This window comes from Corallincola spongiicola (assembly GCF_004284785.1).
In the GTDB taxonomy this organism is placed as follows: domain Bacteria; phylum Pseudomonadota; class Gammaproteobacteria; order Enterobacterales; family Neiellaceae; genus Corallincola; species Corallincola holothuriorum.
This window is the reverse complement of sequence record NZ_SHLY01000003.1, coordinates 303,282-323,770: the sequence shown is the minus strand read 5'-3', so window position 1 is coordinate 323,770 and position 20,489 is coordinate 303,282. Positions and strand designations below refer to the sequence as shown.

The 20,489-nt window shown below is 46.8% G+C and carries 20 protein-coding genes; 11 read left to right on the top strand and 9 right to left on the bottom strand.

Annotated features, from left to right (window positions below; translation table 11 throughout):
* Nucleotides 1–10 precede the first annotated feature (10 nt).
* Both rpmB and radC read right to left on the bottom strand, forming a co-directional pair.
* Entirely contained in the window at nt 11–247 is a 237-nt protein-coding gene (gene rpmB, locus EXY25_RS11695) for a 50S ribosomal protein L28 (RefSeq protein ID WP_114337666.1), read from the bottom strand.
* Nucleotides 248–385: 138 nt separating this feature from the next.
* Nucleotides 386–1,060, bottom strand: a complete 675-nt coding sequence (gene radC, locus EXY25_RS11690) for a RadC family protein (RefSeq protein ID WP_130566911.1) — start codon at nt 1,058–1,060, stop codon at nt 386–388.
* A gap of 239 nt (nt 1,061–1,299) precedes the next feature.
* Between radC and coaBC the strand changes: the two genes are divergently transcribed.
* Genes coaBC through slmA form a run of 3 tightly spaced genes read left to right on the top strand, consistent with a single transcriptional unit; the run spans nt 1,300 to nt 3,593 of the window.
* Complete coding sequence (gene coaBC / locus EXY25_RS11685) at nt 1,300–2,502, top strand: bifunctional phosphopantothenoylcysteine decarboxylase/phosphopantothenate--cysteine ligase CoaBC (protein ID WP_130566910.1); 1,203 nt, start codon at nt 1,300–1,302, stop codon at nt 2,500–2,502.
* On the top strand, nt 2,499–2,954 hold the full coding sequence (gene dut, locus EXY25_RS11680; RefSeq protein WP_114337663.1) for a dUTP diphosphatase: 456 nt from the start codon (nt 2,499–2,501) through the stop codon (nt 2,952–2,954). The genes coaBC and dut overlap by 4 nt, the downstream gene beginning before the upstream one ends.
* Before the next feature lie 45 nt (nt 2,955–2,999).
* Nucleotides 3,000–3,593, top strand: a complete 594-nt coding sequence (gene slmA / locus EXY25_RS11675) for a nucleoid occlusion factor SlmA (protein ID WP_130566909.1) — start codon at nt 3,000–3,002, stop codon at nt 3,591–3,593.
* 1,523 nt (nt 3,594–5,116) lie between these two features.
* Here slmA and EXY25_RS11670 read toward each other — a convergent pair.
* Nucleotides 5,117–5,581 carry a BLUF domain-containing protein gene (locus EXY25_RS11670; RefSeq protein ID WP_199405188.1) on the bottom strand — a complete coding sequence of 155 codons (465 nt, stop codon included), beginning with the start codon at nt 5,579–5,581 and terminating at the stop codon, nt 5,117–5,119.
* A 638-nt stretch (nt 5,582–6,219) separates the two neighbouring features.
* Between EXY25_RS11670 and EXY25_RS11665 the strand changes: the two genes are divergently transcribed.
* Nucleotides 6,220–6,888 (top strand): DUF3313 domain-containing protein, encoded by a 669-nt coding sequence (locus EXY25_RS11665; protein ID WP_130566908.1) that lies wholly within the window; start codon nt 6,220–6,222, stop codon nt 6,886–6,888.
* A gap of 227 nt (nt 6,889–7,115) precedes the next feature.
* Entirely contained in the window at nt 7,116–8,372 is a 1,257-nt protein-coding gene (glgC, locus tag EXY25_RS11660) for a glucose-1-phosphate adenylyltransferase (RefSeq protein WP_130566907.1), read from the top strand.
* A gap of 28 nt (nt 8,373–8,400) precedes the next feature.
* On the opposite strand, the gene pyrE is transcribed toward glgC, so the two are convergent.
* Both pyrE and rph read right to left on the bottom strand, forming a co-directional pair.
* A complete protein-coding gene (gene pyrE, locus EXY25_RS11655; RefSeq protein ID WP_114337659.1) occupies nt 8,401–9,045 on the bottom strand; it encodes an orotate phosphoribosyltransferase in 645 nt (214 codons plus the stop codon).
* Nucleotides 9,046–9,056: 11 nt separating this feature from the next.
* Nucleotides 9,057–9,773, bottom strand: a complete 717-nt coding sequence (gene rph, locus EXY25_RS11650; RefSeq protein WP_114337658.1) for a ribonuclease PH — start codon at nt 9,771–9,773, stop codon at nt 9,057–9,059.
* Nucleotides 9,774–9,865: 92 nt separating this feature from the next.
* Between rph and EXY25_RS11645 the strand changes: the two genes are divergently transcribed.
* From EXY25_RS11645 to EXY25_RS11620, 6 genes are all read left to right on the top strand, one after another.
* Nucleotides 9,866–10,852, top strand: a complete 987-nt coding sequence (locus EXY25_RS11645) for a D-2-hydroxyacid dehydrogenase (RefSeq protein WP_246019548.1) — start codon at nt 9,866–9,868, stop codon at nt 10,850–10,852.
* Nucleotides 10,853–10,918: 66 nt separating this feature from the next.
* Entirely contained in the window at nt 10,919–11,986 is a 1,068-nt protein-coding gene (locus tag EXY25_RS11640) for a glycosyltransferase family 9 protein (protein ID WP_114337657.1), read from the top strand.
* A 63-nt stretch (nt 11,987–12,049) separates the two neighbouring features.
* Nucleotides 12,050–12,913 (top strand): SDR family oxidoreductase, encoded by an 864-nt coding sequence (locus EXY25_RS11635; RefSeq protein WP_130566906.1) that lies wholly within the window; start codon nt 12,050–12,052, stop codon nt 12,911–12,913.
* Between the two features lie 91 nt (nt 12,914–13,004).
* The gene (locus EXY25_RS11630) at nt 13,005–13,322 is read left to right on the top strand and encodes a DUF3301 domain-containing protein (protein ID WP_114337655.1); all 318 of its coding nucleotides are present in this window, start codon (nt 13,005–13,007) and stop codon (nt 13,320–13,322) included.
* A gap of 35 nt (nt 13,323–13,357) precedes the next feature.
* Nucleotides 13,358–13,924 (top strand): SixA phosphatase family protein, encoded by a 567-nt coding sequence (locus EXY25_RS11625; protein WP_130566905.1) that lies wholly within the window; start codon nt 13,358–13,360, stop codon nt 13,922–13,924.
* Nucleotides 13,925–14,026: 102 nt separating this feature from the next.
* A complete protein-coding gene (locus EXY25_RS11620) occupies nt 14,027–14,896 on the top strand; it encodes a YicC/YloC family endoribonuclease (RefSeq protein ID WP_199405187.1) in 870 nt (289 codons plus the stop codon).
* Between the two features lie 381 nt (nt 14,897–15,277).
* Here the strand turns inward: EXY25_RS11620 and EXY25_RS11615 are convergent, their stop codons facing one another.
* From EXY25_RS11615 to EXY25_RS11600, 4 genes are read right to left on the bottom strand one after another with little or no spacing between them, the layout of a single operon-like run.
* Entirely contained in the window at nt 15,278–15,727 is a 450-nt protein-coding gene (locus tag EXY25_RS11615; protein WP_130566904.1) for a phosphatase domain-containing protein, read from the bottom strand.
* Nucleotides 15,724–16,662: a response regulator gene (locus tag EXY25_RS11610; RefSeq protein ID WP_130566903.1), complete on the bottom strand. Its 939-nt coding sequence runs from the start codon at nt 16,660–16,662 to the stop codon at nt 15,724–15,726. The genes EXY25_RS11615 and EXY25_RS11610 overlap by 4 nt, the downstream gene beginning before the upstream one ends.
* Nucleotides 16,659–19,043, bottom strand: a complete 2,385-nt coding sequence (locus EXY25_RS11605; protein ID WP_165419341.1) for an ATP-binding protein — start codon at nt 19,041–19,043, stop codon at nt 16,659–16,661. The genes EXY25_RS11610 and EXY25_RS11605 overlap by 4 nt, the downstream gene beginning before the upstream one ends.
* Nucleotides 19,033–20,289: a DNA cytosine methyltransferase gene (locus tag EXY25_RS11600; RefSeq protein WP_130566901.1), complete on the bottom strand. Its 1,257-nt coding sequence runs from the start codon at nt 20,287–20,289 to the stop codon at nt 19,033–19,035. Before EXY25_RS11600 ends, EXY25_RS11605 begins: the two co-directional genes overlap by 11 nt.
* Nucleotides 20,290–20,489 lie beyond the last annotated feature (200 nt).

Genomic DNA, 20,489 nt, shown 5'->3' with positions numbered 1-20,489 from the left:
ATTTATCCCCTTAAACCTTTTCGCCGCGGGTACGAAGTTCAGTCAGAACTGAATCGATACCCTTCTTGTCGATGATTCGCATACCCTTGGTAGAAACACGAAGCTTCACAAACCGCTTTTCACTCTCAACCCAAAAACGGTGAGATTGCAAATTTGGCAGAAAGCGGCGCTTGGTCGCGTTTTTCGCATGAGAGCGATTATTACCGACAACCGGACGCTTGCCAGTTACTTGGCATACTTTAGACATGTCAGTCGTCTCCGATATAAAACTTTTTAGCTCGAGCGTACCGCGCCCCATATTCGGCCGTCGCCCAAGGCGCAGGAGGGCGCATTTTATACAGGAGACGCACTAGCAGATCAAGAAAAAATGTTATTTCAATAAAAACTATATCCAGCCGCGCGCAGCAAATGAGGTTGATTCAGTTCGACCAACTACCAAGTGATCAAGTACAGGCACATCAATAAAAGCCAATGTTGCCATGATCTTATCGGTAATATGTCGGTCTGCCTCACTCGGCTCACAGACACCGGACGGGTGATTATGACAGAGAATCACCGCCGCGGCATGTTCTTCTATCACCAAGCGTAAAACTTCTCGCGGATAAACCGCCGCCTGGTTAATCGTGCCATGGCTTAACTCTTTGTAAGCCAGCACCCGATTCTGGCTGTCCAACAACAAGAGGGCAAAGCGCTCTATCGGCGAATCACCCATTTTAACCCGTAGGTAACGCTCTACCGCAGCGGGATGATTCAACACATCAGACTGATGTAACTCTGCCTGAAAAACACGACGACTCAGCTCGACCACCGCCTGCAATTGGGCATACTTGGCTTGTCCCAGCCCTTTGGCGGCGCAAAATTGCTGTTGGTTGGCACGCATTAAGCGGGATAGACCATCGAATTGCCCGAGTAGTTGTCTGGCTAAGGTAACCGCATCCATGCCAGCCACACCGGTACGTAGAAAAATCGCGAGTAACTCAGCATCGGAAAGCGCTTCAGCCCCCTGCCGTAAAAGCTTTTCACGGGGGCGCTCTGCCGCTGGCCAATCAATAATTGCCATCAATCTATTCCTCCTTGAAGTGATCTACCTGTTTACGCTTCCTGCGCACGCAATCAGTGTAGTGCAAAAATCCAGCAGTAAGTGTTCACTGTAACCAAGACAGCTGTGAGCGCTCGCTTAAGAGACACAGCTTTCCAAAAAAACTGCGTGGTGTGAGAGCAAAAAGCAGCTAGGGAAACACTGTTCAGCGATTTAGGCTGTGGTAAAGTAACGGAAATTTTTTACCCCGATAAAGAGCTATGTCGTTACAAGGTAAAAAGATACTGCTAGGCATCAGTGCCGGTATCGCGGCTTACAAATGTGTAGAACTCACCCGTCGGCTGAAGGATAAAGGCGCAGATGTACGCATCGTCATGACCAAAGGGGCGCAAGCCTTTATTACTCCTCTGACCTTGCAAGCGGTTTCTGGGTATCCCATTTGTGACGACCTGCTGGATCCATCAGCAGAAGCAGCCATGGGCCACATTGAGTTAGGAAAGTGGGCAGATCTCTTGGTTATTGCCCCTGCCACCGCAGATCTCATTGCTCGCATCGCTGCCGGTATGGCGAACGACCTGCTCTCTACCGTTTGTTTAGCAACAGCAGCACCTATCGCTATTGCACCAGCAATGAACCAACAGATGTATCTCGCCGTGCCGACCCAAGAAAATCTGGCATTACTGGCCAAGCGACAACATCTAATCTGGGGGCCTGGGCAGGGAGAACAAGCCTGCGGCGACGTTGGGCCAGGCAGAATGCTGGAGCCAGCAGAGCTTCTGGCACTGATCGAACAACAGTTTCAACCCCACCAACCGCTTGCTGGCATGAAGATGATGATCACCGCAGGCCCAACTCGGGAAGCACTCGATCCAGTCCGTTACCTCAGTAATCACAGCTCTGGCAAAATGGGGTACGCCATCGCCGCCAGCGCTGCGCAGATGGGCGCAGAAGTCACCTTGGTTAGCGGCCCTGTTGCACTACAAGCCCCCACTGGCGTGCAACTTTTGCGCGTGGAAAGCGCGGCAGAGATGCATCACGCCGTGATGACCACGGCGGTACAGCAGGACATTTTTGTCGCCTGCGCAGCCGTTGCTGATTATCGCCCAGAAGCAGTCGCGGATTGCAAAATAAAGAAAGACAACAGTGAAATGAGCATTCGGCTGGTGCGCAACCCAGACATTCTCGCCGATGTTGCCGCGCTCAACAGTGGCCCTTTTACCGTCGGCTTTGCAGCTGAAACCCATGATGTAGAGACTTACGCCATTGGCAAACTGCAACGTAAAGGCCTCGATATGATTGCCGCGAATGACGTTAGTGACAGCAGTATCGGCTTTAACAGCGACGATAATGCCCTCACCCTCTATTGGACTGATGGCAAAACAGAGCTACCTGCCACCAGCAAGCAACAACTTGCTGCGCAACTCTTAGAACAGATCAACCATCGTTATCGGATCAAACAATGAAACAGATTGAAGTTAAAATTTTAGATCAACGTATTGGTGAAGAATTTCCACTTCCAGAATATGCCACCCCCGGCTCTGCAGGTATGGATCTGCGCGCTTGCTTAGATAGCGAACTAACGCTAGATCCTGGCGAAACCCAGCTGATCCCTACCGGCTTGGCCATCCACGTCGCCGATCCGCAACTTGCTGCTGTGATCCTGCCGCGCTCCGGTCTAGGTCACAAACATGGCATCGTATTGGGTAATCTGGTCGGGCTTATCGACTCTGATTACCAAGGACAGCTGATGGTTTCATGCTGGAACCGCAGTAATCGTAGCTTCACCATCGTTCCCGGTGACCGCATCGCTCAACTGGTATTTGTGCCTGTTGTACAGGCTGAGCTAAGTATCGTTGACGAATTCCACGCCAGTGAACGTGGTGAAGGTGGTTTTGGTTCCTCCGGTCACAAATAATTTCATTTTCCGCTGATAAGAAGTAAGTAGTACAGGGGATAGTTTATGGCTGCAACGCAGCGCAAAAATCGCCGCCAAGAGATACTGCAATCTCTGGCTGGCATGTTAGAAACCGCACCTGGCGAACGGATCACCACCGCCAAATTGGCAGCGGAAGTCGGCGTATCAGAAGCGGCGCTTTATCGCCACTTTCCATCTAAAGCCAAGATGTTTGAGGGACTCATCGAGTTCATTGAAGAATCTCTGTTATCACGGATTAACTTAATCCTCGATGATGAGAAAGACACTCTGGCCCGCGTGCATCATATTTTGCAATTGATCCTGGTATTCGCTGAACGCAATCCAGGTCTTTGCCGGATCCTTAATGGGGATGCGCTATTAGGTGAAAATATTCGCTTGAGGGGCCGAGTGCAGTCGTTAATGGAAAAGATCGAAGTGCAGATAAAACAAGTACTGCGTGAGCGCGCACTGCGTGAAGGGCAAGGGTTTCAGGTGAGTGAGACTATTCTTGCCAACATGCTGCTCGCCTATGCCGAAGGCCGTATCTGTCAATATGTTCGCAGTGATTTCAAACGCAAACCTAGCAGCGATTTTGAAACCCTGTGGTCAATGTTGCGACATCAACTACTCACCGCTTAAAACAAAAAAAAGCCCGCTTCCTAGAGGAAACGGGCAACTTACCTGAGAGATTTCCACTTACGTGGCGCTGCCTTGACGAAAGTTCGCAGAGGCGCTTGTTGTTCTTATTCGGAACTCATTCACCAATGCATTACTCATTGGTAAATTAGTAATTGTCCTTGCTGCCCTCCACCATAATTTTTCTACCTCTCGCTGGCAATAGAAGTCGGTAATTGTCACCGCAGAGTGTGACTGACATAGCACAAACGCTTGCCATCGCCTTCAGAGATATGCCTTGAGCCGTGTGCGAGATATCGCACAAGAACGTGAGAGATACAGCTTTCATGATGTAGATACATACCCCAGAAGAACACGCAACCCATTGTTTATAAGGTTAATCACCAAAAAAGGAAATGATTAAATAATTTCACAACACGGGTTAATGCATTGTTAAAGATGGGTTAGAGAGTATTCTTATAGGTGTCAGCAGGATGTTGGCACCTCAGGAAGAAAGTAGGGATACCGTTAGGCCGACAAGGAGTTGCGCCTTTGCAGGATGCAGAATGGACCCACTCAGGACGAGTTAAGGACACCTTCAGGATGAAGCGTTATGGCATAGGATATGTCATAAGTTAGGATGACACTAGGACCTCCAACGGATTGGTTAGGAAGTGGAACGGATCCACATTGACATGGATGCCTGCAGGGAAAGCACAGTTGAAACGGGATTGTTTCGAGACCGATTGTCGGGCACAGCGAAAGCTGTGCCCGCTTCGTTTATGGGTCAAACCACTGCATCACTACCCCAACCCAAAAGCCACCATCAGCACAGAACATCAGCGCCATATTAAAGGCTAACAAAGCAAGCGGCAGATCTGGGGGCATAATTTCGCCCAAGAACCTGAAAGTTACCCATACCTAAGCGTTAAACCGACGATCAATTAGATCAATGACGCTTGTTCGAAGCTAAGCAAGGCTAACCACCGTCCATTTCACCGATGCTATTTGTGCGAGATCTCTTACAAAGGTGTAAGACATTTAGTAAAAAAACCACGAAAAACGCTGCAAAAATCAGACATAAATGATATTTATCAATGAGTTAAATTTTTCCTCGGTAAAAAGATGTTTCCTTTCCCTCCTCCTAACATCTTTAACCCATTGTTAACTTCGAGGCAGACGCTATCATTCTAACTGTCAGCAGGATGTTGACACCTCAGGAAGAAAGTAGGGACACCGTTGGGCCGACATGAAGTCAGCCTTTGCAGGATGCAGAATGGACCGCTCAGGATGAGTTAGGAATAGCTTCAGGATGGAGCGTTGTGACATAGGATTTGTCGCAAGTCAGGATGACACAAGGACCGCCAACGGATTGGTTAGGAAGTGGAACGGATCCACAGTGACATGGATGCCAGCAGGGAAAGCACAGTTGAAACGGGATTGTTTCGAAAAAGTTTGTCGGGCACAGCGAAAGCTGTGCCCGCTTCATTTATAGCGTTCAACAAAATGATAATTGCTCTATTCCGGGTATCGCAGCAATGCCCTGCCTACTCGCTGAGAAACGCTTTTATCAAATGAAAGGTCACAGAACAGTATTTCGCTCTAAGCAGCTTAAGCCTTGGATCTGCTAATCCCTTTCCCGAGATCAACTGATTAAAACCCACCTCCGCAGCTTTTTCAGCTACCGTTGTATCAAACCCCATACTCCAATCAGGAAATGAACGCGCCGGCACCACACCTTGATTCAGTAGCTCGATATCGTAATGTCTAGGATCCGTAGAAATAGCAGCAAACACCTGTTCTACCGCATCTCTTTCACCTTCGAGAATCTGAAAGAAGCACCCTTGCCGGTAAAGAAGCAGCCCTGTTACGCCCTTTTGCTTATTTGCCTGCCTGGATAGGGCAAGTAACTCAGCCAAGGCTTCTGGCGACCAAACAAGATCACTGACACTGCGATAGACCAATTCATAACAAGTGATGGTGGTGAACCTCTTAGGCTGTTTTGATAGCAATAACCCTAGCCAGTTTTACAACACAAGAACAGTGCCGCAGCAACAAGCTGTGCAATTAGCCAAAGTGATTGTGCGAGATCGCTTACAAAGCTGTAGGAGATTTGGGAGACAAAATGTGGAAACAGCGCATAGAACTCAAAAAAAACAATAAATATCAGATGGTTGAAATTCTATTTAAAAACAAGTTTGCCGAGATTTTTTTTCTAACATTTTTAACGCATTGTTAACCTGCCACTGCGCGCTAATATTCTAACTGTCAGCAGGACGCTGCAACTGAGTAGACAGGGAGTCACAAAACGCGATTCATGATGAAGAGCGGCGCAGGAAGCGAAAAAGGATGAGGTCAAAGGTTGACCACAGTGGAGAGCTTCAGGAGGAAGCGCAGTAGCTAAGGACAGTTACTGGTTATGGATGACACAGGAACAGCCAGAGGATTGGTCAGGGCTAAAAAGCCCAGCAAGGAAGCGGCAGGGAACTATGTTCGGTGGACGGCATATTCTTTGTAACAGGGCGCATCTGAGATGCGCCCTGTTTTTTTTGTGTGCCACATATTAGTTCACCCCAGCTTTCAATCTTCCAGCGATCCCAGTAGAGTCTTTTATTAACAAACCATTAGCAAATTTCAGAGAGTTCTGCGCATGATCCGCCCTCTAGCACTGACACTGGCACTCGCGTTAATAGCGGCCTGCTCTTCTGCTCCGGAAACGGAACAGACATTTTCCGGCTACTTACATGACTACAACAAGCTAAAACCAGATCCTGAAGATGCCAGCAAACTGGTCTGGTACGCGGAGGATTATTCAGCAAACAACTACGCGATGATCGACGTTGAACCAGCAAAGATCTGGCTGTCACCGAAACTCAGTGATAAGGAGGTGGTACCCGCTGAAAAACAGCAAGCCTTTGCCACCTATCTAGTAAAATCTTTAAAAGAGGCGATCCCGGAGCATCTACGCACCGCGGCCGCGGGTAACAACACGCTAATTATCAAGCCTGCTATCACCGGCTTTAGTACCGGTTCAGCCGATCTTGCCGCCTATCAATACCTGCCCATCGGCCTGATTGTTGTTGGCGCTATGGAAGCAACTGACTCTAGAGATAAAGTACCAGTGATGTTTCTAGAAGCAGAAGCGATTGATAAGGACAGCGGTAAAGTGGTTGCCCAAGTGGTACGCCGCTTATCCGGTAAGGATATTGACCCCGATCTAATGACGGACAATATCGTTGAAGCTTTTTACCCCCAATTAGATGCCTGGGCTAAAGAGCTCGCTGACAACCTGCAAAAACAAGTAGAGAACATTAAGTAAGTTGTAACCAGGTCACAAGCCTCATAGCCACGCTAGGCTTGTGACTATTTGCCCCTGTTCTTGCCCTCTTCCCCCCACCTCAAGTTCCGCGCACAGCCAAGCCTCAACTAAACAACAAAAATATAACGCAAAATCAACAAGTTGACTGGCTTCACAATATCCATCAATGAACTAAACTTAATTTACCCTTGTTACTCCAATGGATATTTGGCCGCGGACGCAACATCATGCATATAGTTAAAAAACCGGCTCGTTTTTTCCCCGATGTATGCCAACGAACCTATACCCTCGTGCTGGCAGGCGGGCGTGGCACCCGATTACACGATCTAACCCAAGCACGAGCGAAACCAGCGACTTTTTTTGGCGGTAAATACCGCATCATCGACTTCACCCTTTCTAACTGTATCAATTCCGGTTTTCACCGTATCGGCGTGCTGACTCAATACAATGCCTTCTATCTGATCGCCCACATCCAGCGTACTTGGGCACGTTACAGTGGTGAGCACGGTGAGTATGTCGGGATCTTACCCGCAGAACAGCGGAAAGAATCAGACTGGTATTCAGGCACTGCCAACGCTGTGTATCAAAACTTATGGCTGCTGGAGCGGCAACCGATAGATTTTGTGTTGATCCTCGCAGGTGACCATGTTTACACCATGGACTATCTGCCAATGATGAACCAGCACGATGAAACGGGCTCCGATATCACCATCTCAACCATGGAAGTGCCGCTTGAGTTGGGCAGCCTGTTTGGTGTCGTGCTTACCGACGAACATAACCGGATCACAGGCTTTGTGGAGAAGCCTGTGGACTGCACGCCTTATCAAAGTAGCCCGGGCAAAGTACGCGTATCCATGGGCATATATGGTTTTCGCCTTCAGGCATTAAGCCAACTGTTACATGAAGATGCGAAGAACCTGGATTCACAACATGACTTTGGTTACGACGTATTACCTAAAGCGCTCGCTGAAGGCTACGTTATGCATGCACATGACTTTATTGATGAAGATGGTTTACCCGGCTATTGGCGCGACGTCGGAACCATTGAAGCTTACTATGACAGTAATATGGAGCTGCTAGCTCCCTTGCCGAGGTTGAATCTATACAACCCGGTATGGCCTATCACCAGCTATCAGGAGCAGCGTGCTCCCGGCAAACTCTCCCGTGGTGTTAATGGAGAGCCAGGCACCGCCTGCGACTCGCTGATCTCTGCGGGCAGTATTATCTCCGGCGCCGAAGTTACAAGAAGTGTCCTGAGCTACGACGTATGCATTGCTGCCAGTAGCGAAGTGAATCACTGTATTCTGTTACCTCAGGTCAAGATCGGCAAAAACTGTCATATCAATCATGCCATTGTCGACGAGGAGTGTGAGATACCTGACGGCACCGTGATAGGAGATGATGCGGAGTTAGATGCGGAACGCTTTTTGGTGACAGACGATGGTATCGTCGTCGTAACGAAAGAAAGATTGAACCGCATCTAAGCGGTTCAATCTGCAACATTAACCTGCTTTAGGCGATGCCATACTCCTGACGATACGCTTCGACCGAAGCCAGCTGGGCTTCTTTGCCCGGCTGTTGCGCCAGATAGCTGATCAGATCCTTCAGCGTCACGATGGAGATCACCTGACAGCCGAAGTCTCGCTCGACTTCCTGGATCGCTGACAATTCACCCTTACCACGCTCCTGACGATCCAACGCGATAAGCACACCCGCCAATCCCGCCCCATTTTGCTCAATGATGGTCATCGATTCACGGATCGCAGTACCCGCAGTGATCACGTCATCCACCAACATAATCCGGCCCTTCAGTGGTGAGCCCACTAAACTGCCGCCTTCGCCATGGGTTTTCGCTTCTTTGCGGTTAAAACAGTAAGGCGCGTCGACGTCATACTCATTGGCCAAAGCAACGGCGGTTGCACTGGCGATCGGGATCCCTTTATACGCCGGACCAAACAGCACGTCGTAAGGAATCGCCGCATCTTGTAACGCTGCTGCGTAAAACTTGCCTAAGCGAGCCAGATCGCGTCCAGTGTTAAACAGGCCAGCATTAAAGAAATAGGGGCTGGTGCGACCTGATTTGAGGGTAAACTCGCCAAAGCGCAGTACCTCACGCTCCAACGCAAATTCAATAAATGCCTTTTGATACTCTTTCACGGGAATAGTCCTTACTCTGCCAACGCCGCGTTCTGTGCGGCGATGATTGTATCGATACCACTTTTTGCCAGCCCTAACATCGCGTTGAGCTCTTCAAAGCTAAACGCTTCCGCTTCTGCTGTACCCTGCACTTCAATCAACTTGCCTTGATCAGTCATCACCACATTCATGTCGGTATCAGCTGCAGAATCTTCCAGGTACTCCAGGTCACAGACCGCTTCGCCTTTGTAGATACCAACAGAGACCGCCGCAACCATCTGCTTCAATGGATCCGTGGTGATCAGCTTTTCTTGCTGCATCCAGCGCAGCGCATCCACTAACGCCACACAGGCACCAGTGATCGAGGCAGTACGTGTACCGCCATCTGCCTGCAGAACGTCACAATCCAGAGTGATCATATGCTCACCCAGGGCCTTTAAATCGACCGCTGCGCGCAACGAGCGTGCGATCAATCTCTGAATTTCTAAAGTTCGTCCGCCTTGCTTGCCCTTCGCAGACTCGCGTTGATTGCGGCTATGGGTTGCCCGTGGCAACATGCTGTATTCAGCGGTAACCCAGCCCTGTCCCTTGCCTTTCAAGAAGCGAGGAACCGAGGTTTCCACAGATGCAGTACACAGTACCTTGGTATTACCAAACTCAACCAATACCGAACCTTCGGCATGGCAAGTGTAGTTTCGGGTAATTTTAATAGGGCGGACCTGATCTGTGGTTCTACCGCTTGGGCGCATAGTGGCTCCGATTATTTTGAGTAAGATGTGTTAAAGGCCACTATTATAGTCTTCAACGATAGCGATAAAAGGCAAAGTTAACAGTGAGTCCAATGAATCTTTCCGCCACCCCAAAAATGCTGCATGGCGTTGTACTCGATTTGGACACGCTTCATCCGCAAGACCTCGACCTTAGCAAGCTGGATCGTTGTGTCACAAAGTGGCAATACCACGGACATACCGCGCCTTCACAACTGCATGAACGCCTGACTAACGCCGAAGTGATCGTCACCAATAAAGTGGTGATCGATGCCGCCGCCATCGCAGCTGCCCCAGATCTAAAATTGATCTGCGTAGCAGCCACCGGCGTCAACAATATCGACTTGGTCGCCTGCCATGAACACAATATTACCGTATGCAACTGCCGCAACTACGGCACTGCCAGTGTCGTCCAGCATACTTTTTCGCTGATCCTGGCATTGGCCAATCAACTACCGGCCAATCAAAAACTTATCGATTCGCAGAAATGGCAAAACGCTGCGCAGTTTTGTTTGTTGAACCACCCGCCGCTGCAACTGGCAGGCAAATGCCTGGGGATCGTTGGCTATGGCACGCTGGGTAAAGCGGTGGCTCATGTCGCCGAAGCGCTTGGCATGATCGTACTGATCGCGGAACGTGCCGATGCCGAATCGGTACGCCCGGGGCGAGTCAACTTTAAACGCTTGCTGCGCAATGCCGACGTGCTGTCACTGCATTGTCCGTTAACTGCAGACACGCGCAATCTATTGAGTGCAGAGATGTTAGCGCTAATGAAACCCAGCGCATTATTGATCAATACCGCCAGAGGCGGCTTGGTTGACGAACAAGCATTGGTCAAAGCATTACAGGAGAACAAGCTCGGCGGCGCGGGCGTTGATGTGTTGAGCTACGAGCCGCCAAACAACGGCAATGATCTACTCGACACTCAGCTCGACAACCTGATTGTTACCCCGCATATCGCATGGGCCAGTGCAGAAGCCCGGCAGATGCTAGTAGATCAATTGGTGGAAAACATTATCGCCGCTCAGAACGGACTGCCAATCCGGACACTAGCACCATAACGTTTTGCGCAATACCGCTCGCCAGCGCATAATATCAGCTAGATCGCTGATTAAACGCTGGAAACTATGTCTTCGTTACCTTACGGTGCCCCCCACTCTATCTGCTTACTAAGGCTCTCCTCGATCGGAGATGTCTGTCATGCTGTCGCTACCGTTCAGGCGATCCAGCGCCGCTACCCCGGCGTGCCCGTGACCTGGATACTGGGTAAAGCAGAGGCAAGCTTGCTGCAGGGCTTACCCGATGTAGAGATCATCGTCTATGACAAAACGAAAGGGTGGCAGGGGATCCTAGACGTCAGACAACAACTAAAGCGACGCAAATTCGATGTCCTGCTGCATATGCAGGTCGCCTTTCGCGCCAGTATTCTCAGCGCTTTTATCAGCGCCAATAAAAAATATGGCTTCGACCGCGCCAGAGCTGGCGAAGGCCAATGGCTATTTAGCAATCGCCGCATCGGCAAACAAACCCATGCCCACGTGTTAGAGGGGTTTCAGGCATTCGGTGCCGCCATTGGTGTACCGCCACCGCCGCACCCCTTATGGCAGATCCCCGTCAGCGACAGTGACAGCCAGTATGCGCAGACAGTGATCCCCGACGGTCAGCCAGCGCTGATTATCACGCCCGCCGCCAGTAAAGCCGAGCGCAACTGGACAGTAGCAGGCTACGCCGCCATTGCCGATCATGCCGCGCGGCAGTCACTCAAGGTGATCTTATGTGGTGGGCCTAGCGCCATGGAAAAAGCGCTGGGTGAACAGATCAGCCAAGCCTGCCAGGTGGCCGAACCGGATAATCAGATAGGTAAAAGCAGTTTAAAACAGCTGCTCGCACTCCTCGGCAGAGCACGGGTGGTATTAGCACCAGACACCGGGCCGGCTCATATGGCGGTCACACAAGGCACGCCGGTTATAGGCTTGTACTGTCATTCAAACCCTCGACGCACCGGCCCCTATCTGTGGCCAGATTATGTGATCAACCATTACGATCGTCTGTGCGAACAGCAACATGGTAAGCCGTGGCAAAAATTACCTTGGGGTACCCGGGTAAAAGGCGATGGCCTCATGGCTGAGATCACCATCGACGAAGTCAAAGCGATGTTTAACCGCGTACTGGTAGAGCAATCTCAACGCAGCTAACGCAAACCAGTTTGCACTGAAACGCCAGCATTTCACCATAAACGGATCCCAAAGGACGATAGCATGGCAAATATACTGATCGCCGGTTGCGGCGATGTCGGCACAGCCCTCGCCCAACGCTTGCTTGCCGATGGCCACCAAGTCACTGGATTACGCCGTCATCCGCCACAAACAAGCAGTGCGCTGCAATATCTAGCGCTGGATATGACCCAGCCCGATAGCTTGCTTCAGCTTACCCAGCCGTATGACTACCTGTTTTTCCTACCAACGCCAGATCAACACACGGAATCAGGCTACCGCACAGTGTTTGTCGATGCCTTTACCCATCTCAGCCAACGCCTGCAACAACTCGCAGCTCAGCACAACAAACCATTACCAACGATCTTTTATATCTCATCGACCGGCGTCTACGGGCAGAACAAAGGGGAGTGGGTCGATGAAACATCCACCACCGCCCCTACCCGCTTTAGTGGCCGCGTTTTACTTGAGGGCGAAGCGCTAGCGACCAAACTTGGCGGCACCATTATCCGTTTTTCCGGTATCTATGGCCCGGGGCGAGAGCGTTTAATCAACAAAGCCCGCGAACTGAAGCAGATCGCAGCCACGCCGCCCAGCTATACCAATCGCATCCATCGCGACGATTGCGCTGGCGTGCTGCAGTTTCTGTTACAGCTGTCAGAACAGCAGCACAGCTTGGCGCCGGTTTACCTCGGCACAGACAGCGATCCTGCGCCGCAGCATCAGGTGCTCGATTTCCTCGCCCAAGCCCAAGGATTGGCGCCATTGCAAACCGTGGCCGCAGCCGCCGATGCCACCCAGAACAAACGCTGTCGCAACCAGCGCCTGCTCGATGCCGGCTACCAGTTTATCTACCCCAGCTATCGCCAAGGCTATCAAGCGGTGATCGATAATATGGCCAAGGGCTAGGTGGCACCAGCTCGCAGATGACCAACAGACGGATGATCCCTCCCAGAGTTTCGGTTAGAGTGCTTGCACTCTGTTTGTTGTATGGCTGGTTATGTATATAGATTTAGGCTCTTTTAGTTGGCTGATCCTGCTGTTTGTTATTGGCGGTTATTGGTGGCGCGCCCGTGAAGTAAAGGAGCTGGCGCTGAAAGCCGCCCGTGCCCATTGCGAACAGATGAATGTGCAACTGCTGGACTATTCAACCTACCAGCAGCGCCTGCGTATTAAACGTGGTAGTGATGGCAAACTGCACCTTTTGCGCACCTTTCAGTTTGAATTCTCTTCCATGGGTGAAGATCGTTATCTTGGTAAGATCGAAATGCTTGGCAAACGTATGCAGCATATTGAACTGGCACCACACCGCATCTAACAGCATCGGTCACACGCTCGGGGCATAAAGCAATCATGAAATTCACCATCAGTAAGAACGGTATCCGCCTCCTGAGCATCATTAGCCTCTATGTTGGTAGCAGCCTTTATTCATTTGCCCAACCCGACCTGATCTATCTGTTGCGCCATGCGCCAAAACAAACCGACGCAATCGACAGCAAAAATCCGCCCATCAGCGCCGACGGAGAAAAGCTCGCACAGCAACTGGCTGTGCGCCTTAAAGATGAACAGATATCCGCAGTGATCAGCAGCCATCTGCTGCGCACCCAACAAACGGCACAGCCCACCGCCAACGCCCATCAGCTAACAGTGACCATCCCCAGTCAAGCCACTTCACTCACTGCCCATGTCGATGAAGTTGAAGCGCTGGCCATGGCGCAAGATGGCGTCGTTCTGATCGTGGGTCACAGCAATACCGTGCCGATGCTGATCGAAAAACTGGGAGGGCCACCGCTGGCCAATCTGAGCGAAAATGCCTATGGCGACCTGTTTATCCTTAGATTGACTCCCGATCCGACACCCAGCTCCACACTCAGCCCCAAAGTCGGCCCCAAACTCCAGCAGGAACGGCTAAGCTGGTAATTAGCTGATTAATCACAAAACAGAGTCGATCAACCGTTTAACCATGGTGTCGGCTCCCCTATAATCCGAGCATCAATTTTTGACGCATTAGCAAGGTTGCCAATGACTATTCACAGCATGACCGCCTACGCCCGCCACACCCTGAAGGGTGAATGGGGCACCGCCGTATGGGAAGTTCGCTCCGTTAATCAACGTTATCTGGAAAGCTACCTGCGCCTGCCTGAGCAGTTTCGCGGCTTAGAGCCAGTATTACGCGAGCGTTTCCGTAAGCGCCTGAATCGCGGCAAGCTGGAGTGTAACCTGCGTTTTGATGCCAGTGCCGAGAAGCAATCCAAGCTGCAAATAAACGAGGCGCTAGCCAAAGAAGTGATGCGCTGCGCAGGCTGGGTGAATGATCAAACCTCAGGCTCCATGCACCTGAACCCCCTCGACGTGTTGCGCTGGCCCGGTGTGATGGAAAATGAAGAAGCGGATATTGATACCATCTCCACCGAACTGTTAGCCGCATTCGACGAAACCCTGAACCAGTTTATCGCCGCCCGCGCCAGCGAAGGCGACAGCCTGGAAACGATGATCAGCCAACGTCTCGATGGCGTGATGGTTGAAGTCGCCAAGGTGCGCGAGCAGATGCCAGCAGTAATGATCTGGCAGCGTGAACGCCTCACCAACAAACTGGAAGACGCCAACGTCGAACTCGACAACGGCCGTTTAGAGCAAGAGATGATCCTGCTGGCGCAACGCTTAGACGTTGCCGAAGAGCTAGACCGCCTCGAAGCCCATGTGGCAGAAACCCGCAAAATCCTGAAAAAAGGCGGTGCTATCGGCCGTCGTCTCGACTTTATGATGCAGGAGTTTAACCGCGAATCGAACACCCTCGCCTCCAAGTCGATCAACCAGGAAGTCACCCAGTCAGCGGTAGAACTGAAGGTACTAATCGAACAGATGCGCGAGCAGATCCAGAATATCGAGTGATGTCTCAGCCCATTGCTTGACTAACAAGTAACACCCAAAAACCGGCGTCCTAGCCGGTTTTTTTCACCAGTGCGGCGACGGAATTTAAATCACGGAAAATCAATTTATCTGACCCCTTTGATCAATCTCTTCTACGATAAACTCGATAAGCCTATGAAATGTTCAGTATTTTTCAAAGGGATCTAACGAGCCAGCGATTTCTCCATCACCATAGAAGTTATTCAAGTTACTTAAATAAGAAGATTGATTATGCAATACATTTCATATTACGTTACAGAAGTAATAGGTTTCATAGAACTTAACTTGAATCACAATATTTCTCTAGAAAATGACTACAAATAATTAGGAAAAACAGGTTTTTCTGTTCATGACTAACAGCGGTTAAAAATTTCCATCAGCAACTTGAAAACAGGCCAAACCAAGTTCTCTCCACATCTTCACAACTTTATCTCGGTCGTCAAAAACGCAAAGAATATCATTCTTGTAATTTGGATATAGGTCTAGTAGCCAGAAGCGCTTTAATATTTCATCTGCTGTATGTGTATTCATTTCTCTCATAGTTAAATCATTATACTTGACACCATTAAGAGATAACCAATTGACAGTTTTATCTCTTACTATGTCACCTCTAGCAGAAAAAATATGGACTCGATTTCCCTGTGCCCTAAGTGCGTTGACAGCCTCAATTACTGGATGATTGGGTAAGTCCTTATCACAAGCTTCAAAGTAGGCAACCCAGTCAGGCTTCCGACCACTGGACTTATCAATAAAATAGCTTCTATGCTTGTTTAGGGCTAAAGTTCCATCTAAGTCAACGATCACAGTTTTCATTCAATACCCAATAACGTCTCTATATTTGATATATGACGCTTAGTTTCCATACGAATTAGCTTAATGTTCTCTTCTGTATGAACTGCTTCAATCGCTTCGCATGGCTCATGCGCATAAATATTTCTAAGATTATTAAGACTATCTCCTCGCTCTGTTCTATTGTAAAAATCTGACAGAATATTGCCATGATGCTTGAAGTCTTGCGACGTCCTTAACATTTCACGTAGAGACTCTGCCCGTGTATGACAATCAGTGATCCTTGGGTTGTCTTTCAGAAAATCGACTACTTCCTCATAGCTCCAATTATCAATATTTTCTAAGGCATCTTCTAAGGTTGTTTTTTTTCTTCTTAAACGAGCCTTTATTTGGTTGCTAACTCTCTCCCTTGAACCGCTCAAGACATCTTCTTTACAGTGTTCCAAAGCCCTCAAAATGCAATGGTCAACGTACCCAATTCTATCCATTAGCATGCCCCTAACAGAGTTAATTCTTTCATCATTTCTCAGTTGGGACTTTACTATTTTTAAAAATTTGTCACTAATATTATCTCTGTGGCAATAAAAAATGCCGTCAATGAATTCAACTCCATCAGTGTTCTTACTATTAATTTCATTAGCCAAATCTAAAGGGTCATCACCGGTATAAAATAGAATCGGAGTATGATAATCATGAAGCGTTTTTCTTATATACTCAATAACATCGGAGCCATTTAAATCAGGCATGTTAAAATCAATTAATATAAAGTCTAATTCTTGAGATTCAAGGGCCTTAATAAAAGCTTCGTTATCTACAAGGCTACTACCAGCATTAGCCTCTATAGAAACTAGATCAAGTTCAATTTCTTTGCTCCTAAAAAATGTGGATATTGTTCTACGATCCCCTCTAACTAAACTTATTTGGTCATCTATCCAGACGATATTATACTTAAGCTTCATTTAAACTCCAAAGCAACGACTGCGCCAGATTTGTTGTTATTATCAATTGTTAATTCTGCACCTAGAGACTTAGCAATATCACGGCAATGATATAAGCCTAACCCTGAACCACCTGTTGTCGTGGTGATACCCTTTTTGAAATAGGCTTCTCGATCTAGTCTTTCAAAATCAAATCCTTTACCGTCATCAATGAATTTTATTGAACTTTCATCACAAAGAACTTTCAAGCTTTTCGCCCCAGCTCTACGAGAGTTCTCTAAAATATTAACAAATAAAACACATGCCTCAGCAGGTTTGAAATTAATGATTCTTTCGTATCCGCCAGTATTTTCAAATGAGATTTTCACTCCCCATTTACTGCTTCGGGATACAACCTTGTCTATGTAGCTTTCAATAAAGAAAATAATATCTTGCTTAACTGATGATACTTTGATGTTGAAGTCAGCTTTAGTTGCCATGTTGGCAGTTTCTTTTATCGTAGCTATATCAAGAACAGCATGTTCAATAACTTCAATTAGTTCTTCTTTAGAAACCAAGTCTGGTGATTCATAATATGCATTAAGTATAGATCTAGCATCTTTTTCTATACCTCCTGATATTTGTTGAATAACATGAGTAATCAATGCATCTAGTGTTTTTTCTGGGTCTACTAACCTTTCGAGAAAAACACTTCTCTTTTCTTCACTCTTAAGCCTTTCTGCTGTGACTATTTTTTCTTTGACTGCTACATCGGCTATTTTTTCAGCTTCAATTTTCTGCTCAACAGCAATGTCTTTCTTAACTTTTAGCTCTTGTATTATTTTCTTTGTTTGTGTTTTCTTATGCTTAGTTAAGTCAGCAAAACTATCATTGCCTAAAGACTCTACAAACTCATCGAGGTACTCATTATATTTTGTTTCATTGATAGCTTTAAGCTTAAGAATCAACTCATGATTCAAATCATAGTCAATAACATTAATGTTGCTACTTACCATTTTTTCTATTGAGTTCTTTACTTTATCTGTTGAAAGCTCTTTAAGTATATATCTATTCGGATCTCTTACTGCATCTTGTGCAGATACCGCTTTCTTTTGATCTAAAGTATCTACTAGCCTATTCCACTCTAAACCATCAACAACAAATGCTTCTAACTGCCTTAAGATGACCAAAATATAGCCATACTCCTTATGGCTATTTTTTAGAACAACTTTTTCTTCTTCATCTGAAGCAGCAAGTTCATAATAAGCACTATTATGAACTAAACCTTCTCTGCTGGTAATAACACTAAATAAGTCTCTGTTATCTTGGATAGTAATCTTACCAAAAATATCACGAGTACCAAGATTTCTAGACACACCTTGCGTTTTTCTCTGATCTAAGTTAAGCCAGTCATTTTTTTCATTTCCATAAGGTGAAATTCTAAACCCATTATAGAATAGAAACATAGAGCCATACTTATTTGGGTTGATTCCAACGTTTTTCGTAAAGTAGCTTTTAGATAAAGTATCCAAGTAATGAGCTTCTATACTAATTCCTGATAATAGTTTAAATGGATTTTTAGCTGTATATCTATACAACTCTTCACCTTGATAATATAACACCGTATTTATGAACTCACCTTTGTCATCTATATTAGATTCAATGTAAGTTGTTTTTATTCTGAGCTTATCTAAAATTCCATTATCAACTTTAGAATTCAACTTATCATTTAGAGGTTCATTATTTTCAAAATACATATTGCTTTTTATATGTATCTCAAATCCATTATCAAGAGCAGGAGAGAATTTCTCTAATTCAGACAGCAATTTTGTTAGTTTTTTTTCATCCCAAACAGAACGAAGGTGTGATATTTTTAGAACTGTTCCTTGAGAGAACTCTTCTTCCCCTACACTAGTTAGGAATTCTTGCTTACTTAGTATTTCAATTTTTAGAGGGATGGTTGATATTTCATCATTTAGCCCTTTATCTTCATATAGAGTCCAGTCTATATATAACTTAATAAAATCACCATCCAACGCCTTTGTATATAAAGTTAACTCTTTTCCTAACCTATCACAGCTAAATCGACCTACGCCTTTATTACCAGCATATTCTTTATTCTTTGCATTTTTCTTTTCTGAATATGCAATATTTAACCATTTTTCTTGAATATCTTCTTTGGTCATGCCAATACCAAAATCTTTTATAGATATCTCAGGGGTAGATAGTTCAGATAAGATATCACCTTCAGGATCAATATTTACATCACTGAGTTCGATAATCACCTTCGATGAATCTGCATCCTTTGAGTTCTTTACTAACTCAATCATCGCTACATTGTCGTTATAAATTAGTCCTCTTCCGACAATATCTTTCACACCAGCATTCGCTACAAAATGTGCATCTAAGCTATTACTGTTCATCATTCAACCTTTTCAAATGCACGCCCAGCACTTCTCCAAGCAATGGAGGCACAGCGTTCCCAACTTGAGTGTATCGCGGACACTCCTGAGTTCTTCTTTCACCACCAGTCGTATACTTACCCAAAATATCAAAGCTATCTGGGAATGATTGAATGCGAGCCATTTCCCTGACGGTTAATATTCGAGGCTCGCTATAGTGCAGCAAGTCATCTGGTAGTGTTGTTAAAGTCTTCGACGGTTCATCGGCATTCAAAACTGTTATAGCTTGTTTCTTAGTCCCAATTTCCAAGCGCATTTGATCATTCAAGCTAACACCCGGCTTACAAATGTTTTGTATCTTAGTAAATTTCTCAATTGTGCTCGGTTTATGTCTAGCTAAGCGAAGACTGTTCGGTTTGGACTTACCAGCCCCTTTTCTTATCACGCGGAGGTATTTTGAAGTCTTAGATGGTGACTTATAATCAACTTGCTTAAAACCACTCGCTTCACTTCCTGAATGATGAATAAGACCATTAGTCTCTACCAACAGATCTCCAATGGCATCACTCACTTTCACTGGTCTCAATGGTAACTTCTTCGTATTTAAAAAATCTCTTCGACTATGAGATATGACTTCAAAAGGATTCTCGAAGTTCTGGCCTATAAGGTCATCTTTAACACCTATCATAATAAAACGAGTGCGCTTTTGAGGAGCTCCAAAGTCAGCACTACACAGAAAGTCGGTGAACACCTTATATCCAAGTTTTTCAAGCTTAGCTTTGACTATCATAGAATGTGGTTTCTTTGCTTTTTTACCCTCAGGAGCTTTGAAAGAAGCATTGAAGCCTCTAACATTTTCGAGTAGCAAATACTTAGGTGAAACAATCTCTACCATCTTGATGTACTCATCGGAGAGCTTGTTACGCGGGTCTTTGGCATCCCTGCGTCCAGCAAGGGAGAAGCCTTGACAAGGAGGACCTCCTGCAATCAAATCAACCTTTCCTTTTAAAGCGGTTAGCTGTTCAGGATACTTCTCTAGAAGGTTTTGAATAGTTGTCGCCTCTTTAGGTAACCAATTAGGCCAATCAAAGTGCGCATGTTTTCCATCTATAAGGTTGTGCTTAAAAGTAGAAAATGCCATGGGATCTTTTTCTACCGCAAAAAGACCATGCCAGCCTGCATTGCCGAGGCCTAACGAAAGCCCTCCGCATCCAGAGAAAAGGTCAATATATGTTGCTTTTTGTGCTGAGTCTGGCTGACATGACATCTAGAAAATACTCTTAAATCTTAATTGCATATGTATAGTATTATTCTAAAGATAAACTAGCAAAATACCAGGACTAAAAGGTTGTAGCTTTGTGAGGAAGAAGAAGATTCTGTTCAACTAGAGGCGGTAAAGCTTTCTTGAACAAATCTAGATGCCGTCATATCAAAGTGGTGACAGAATTGGTGACTAATTTATAAGAA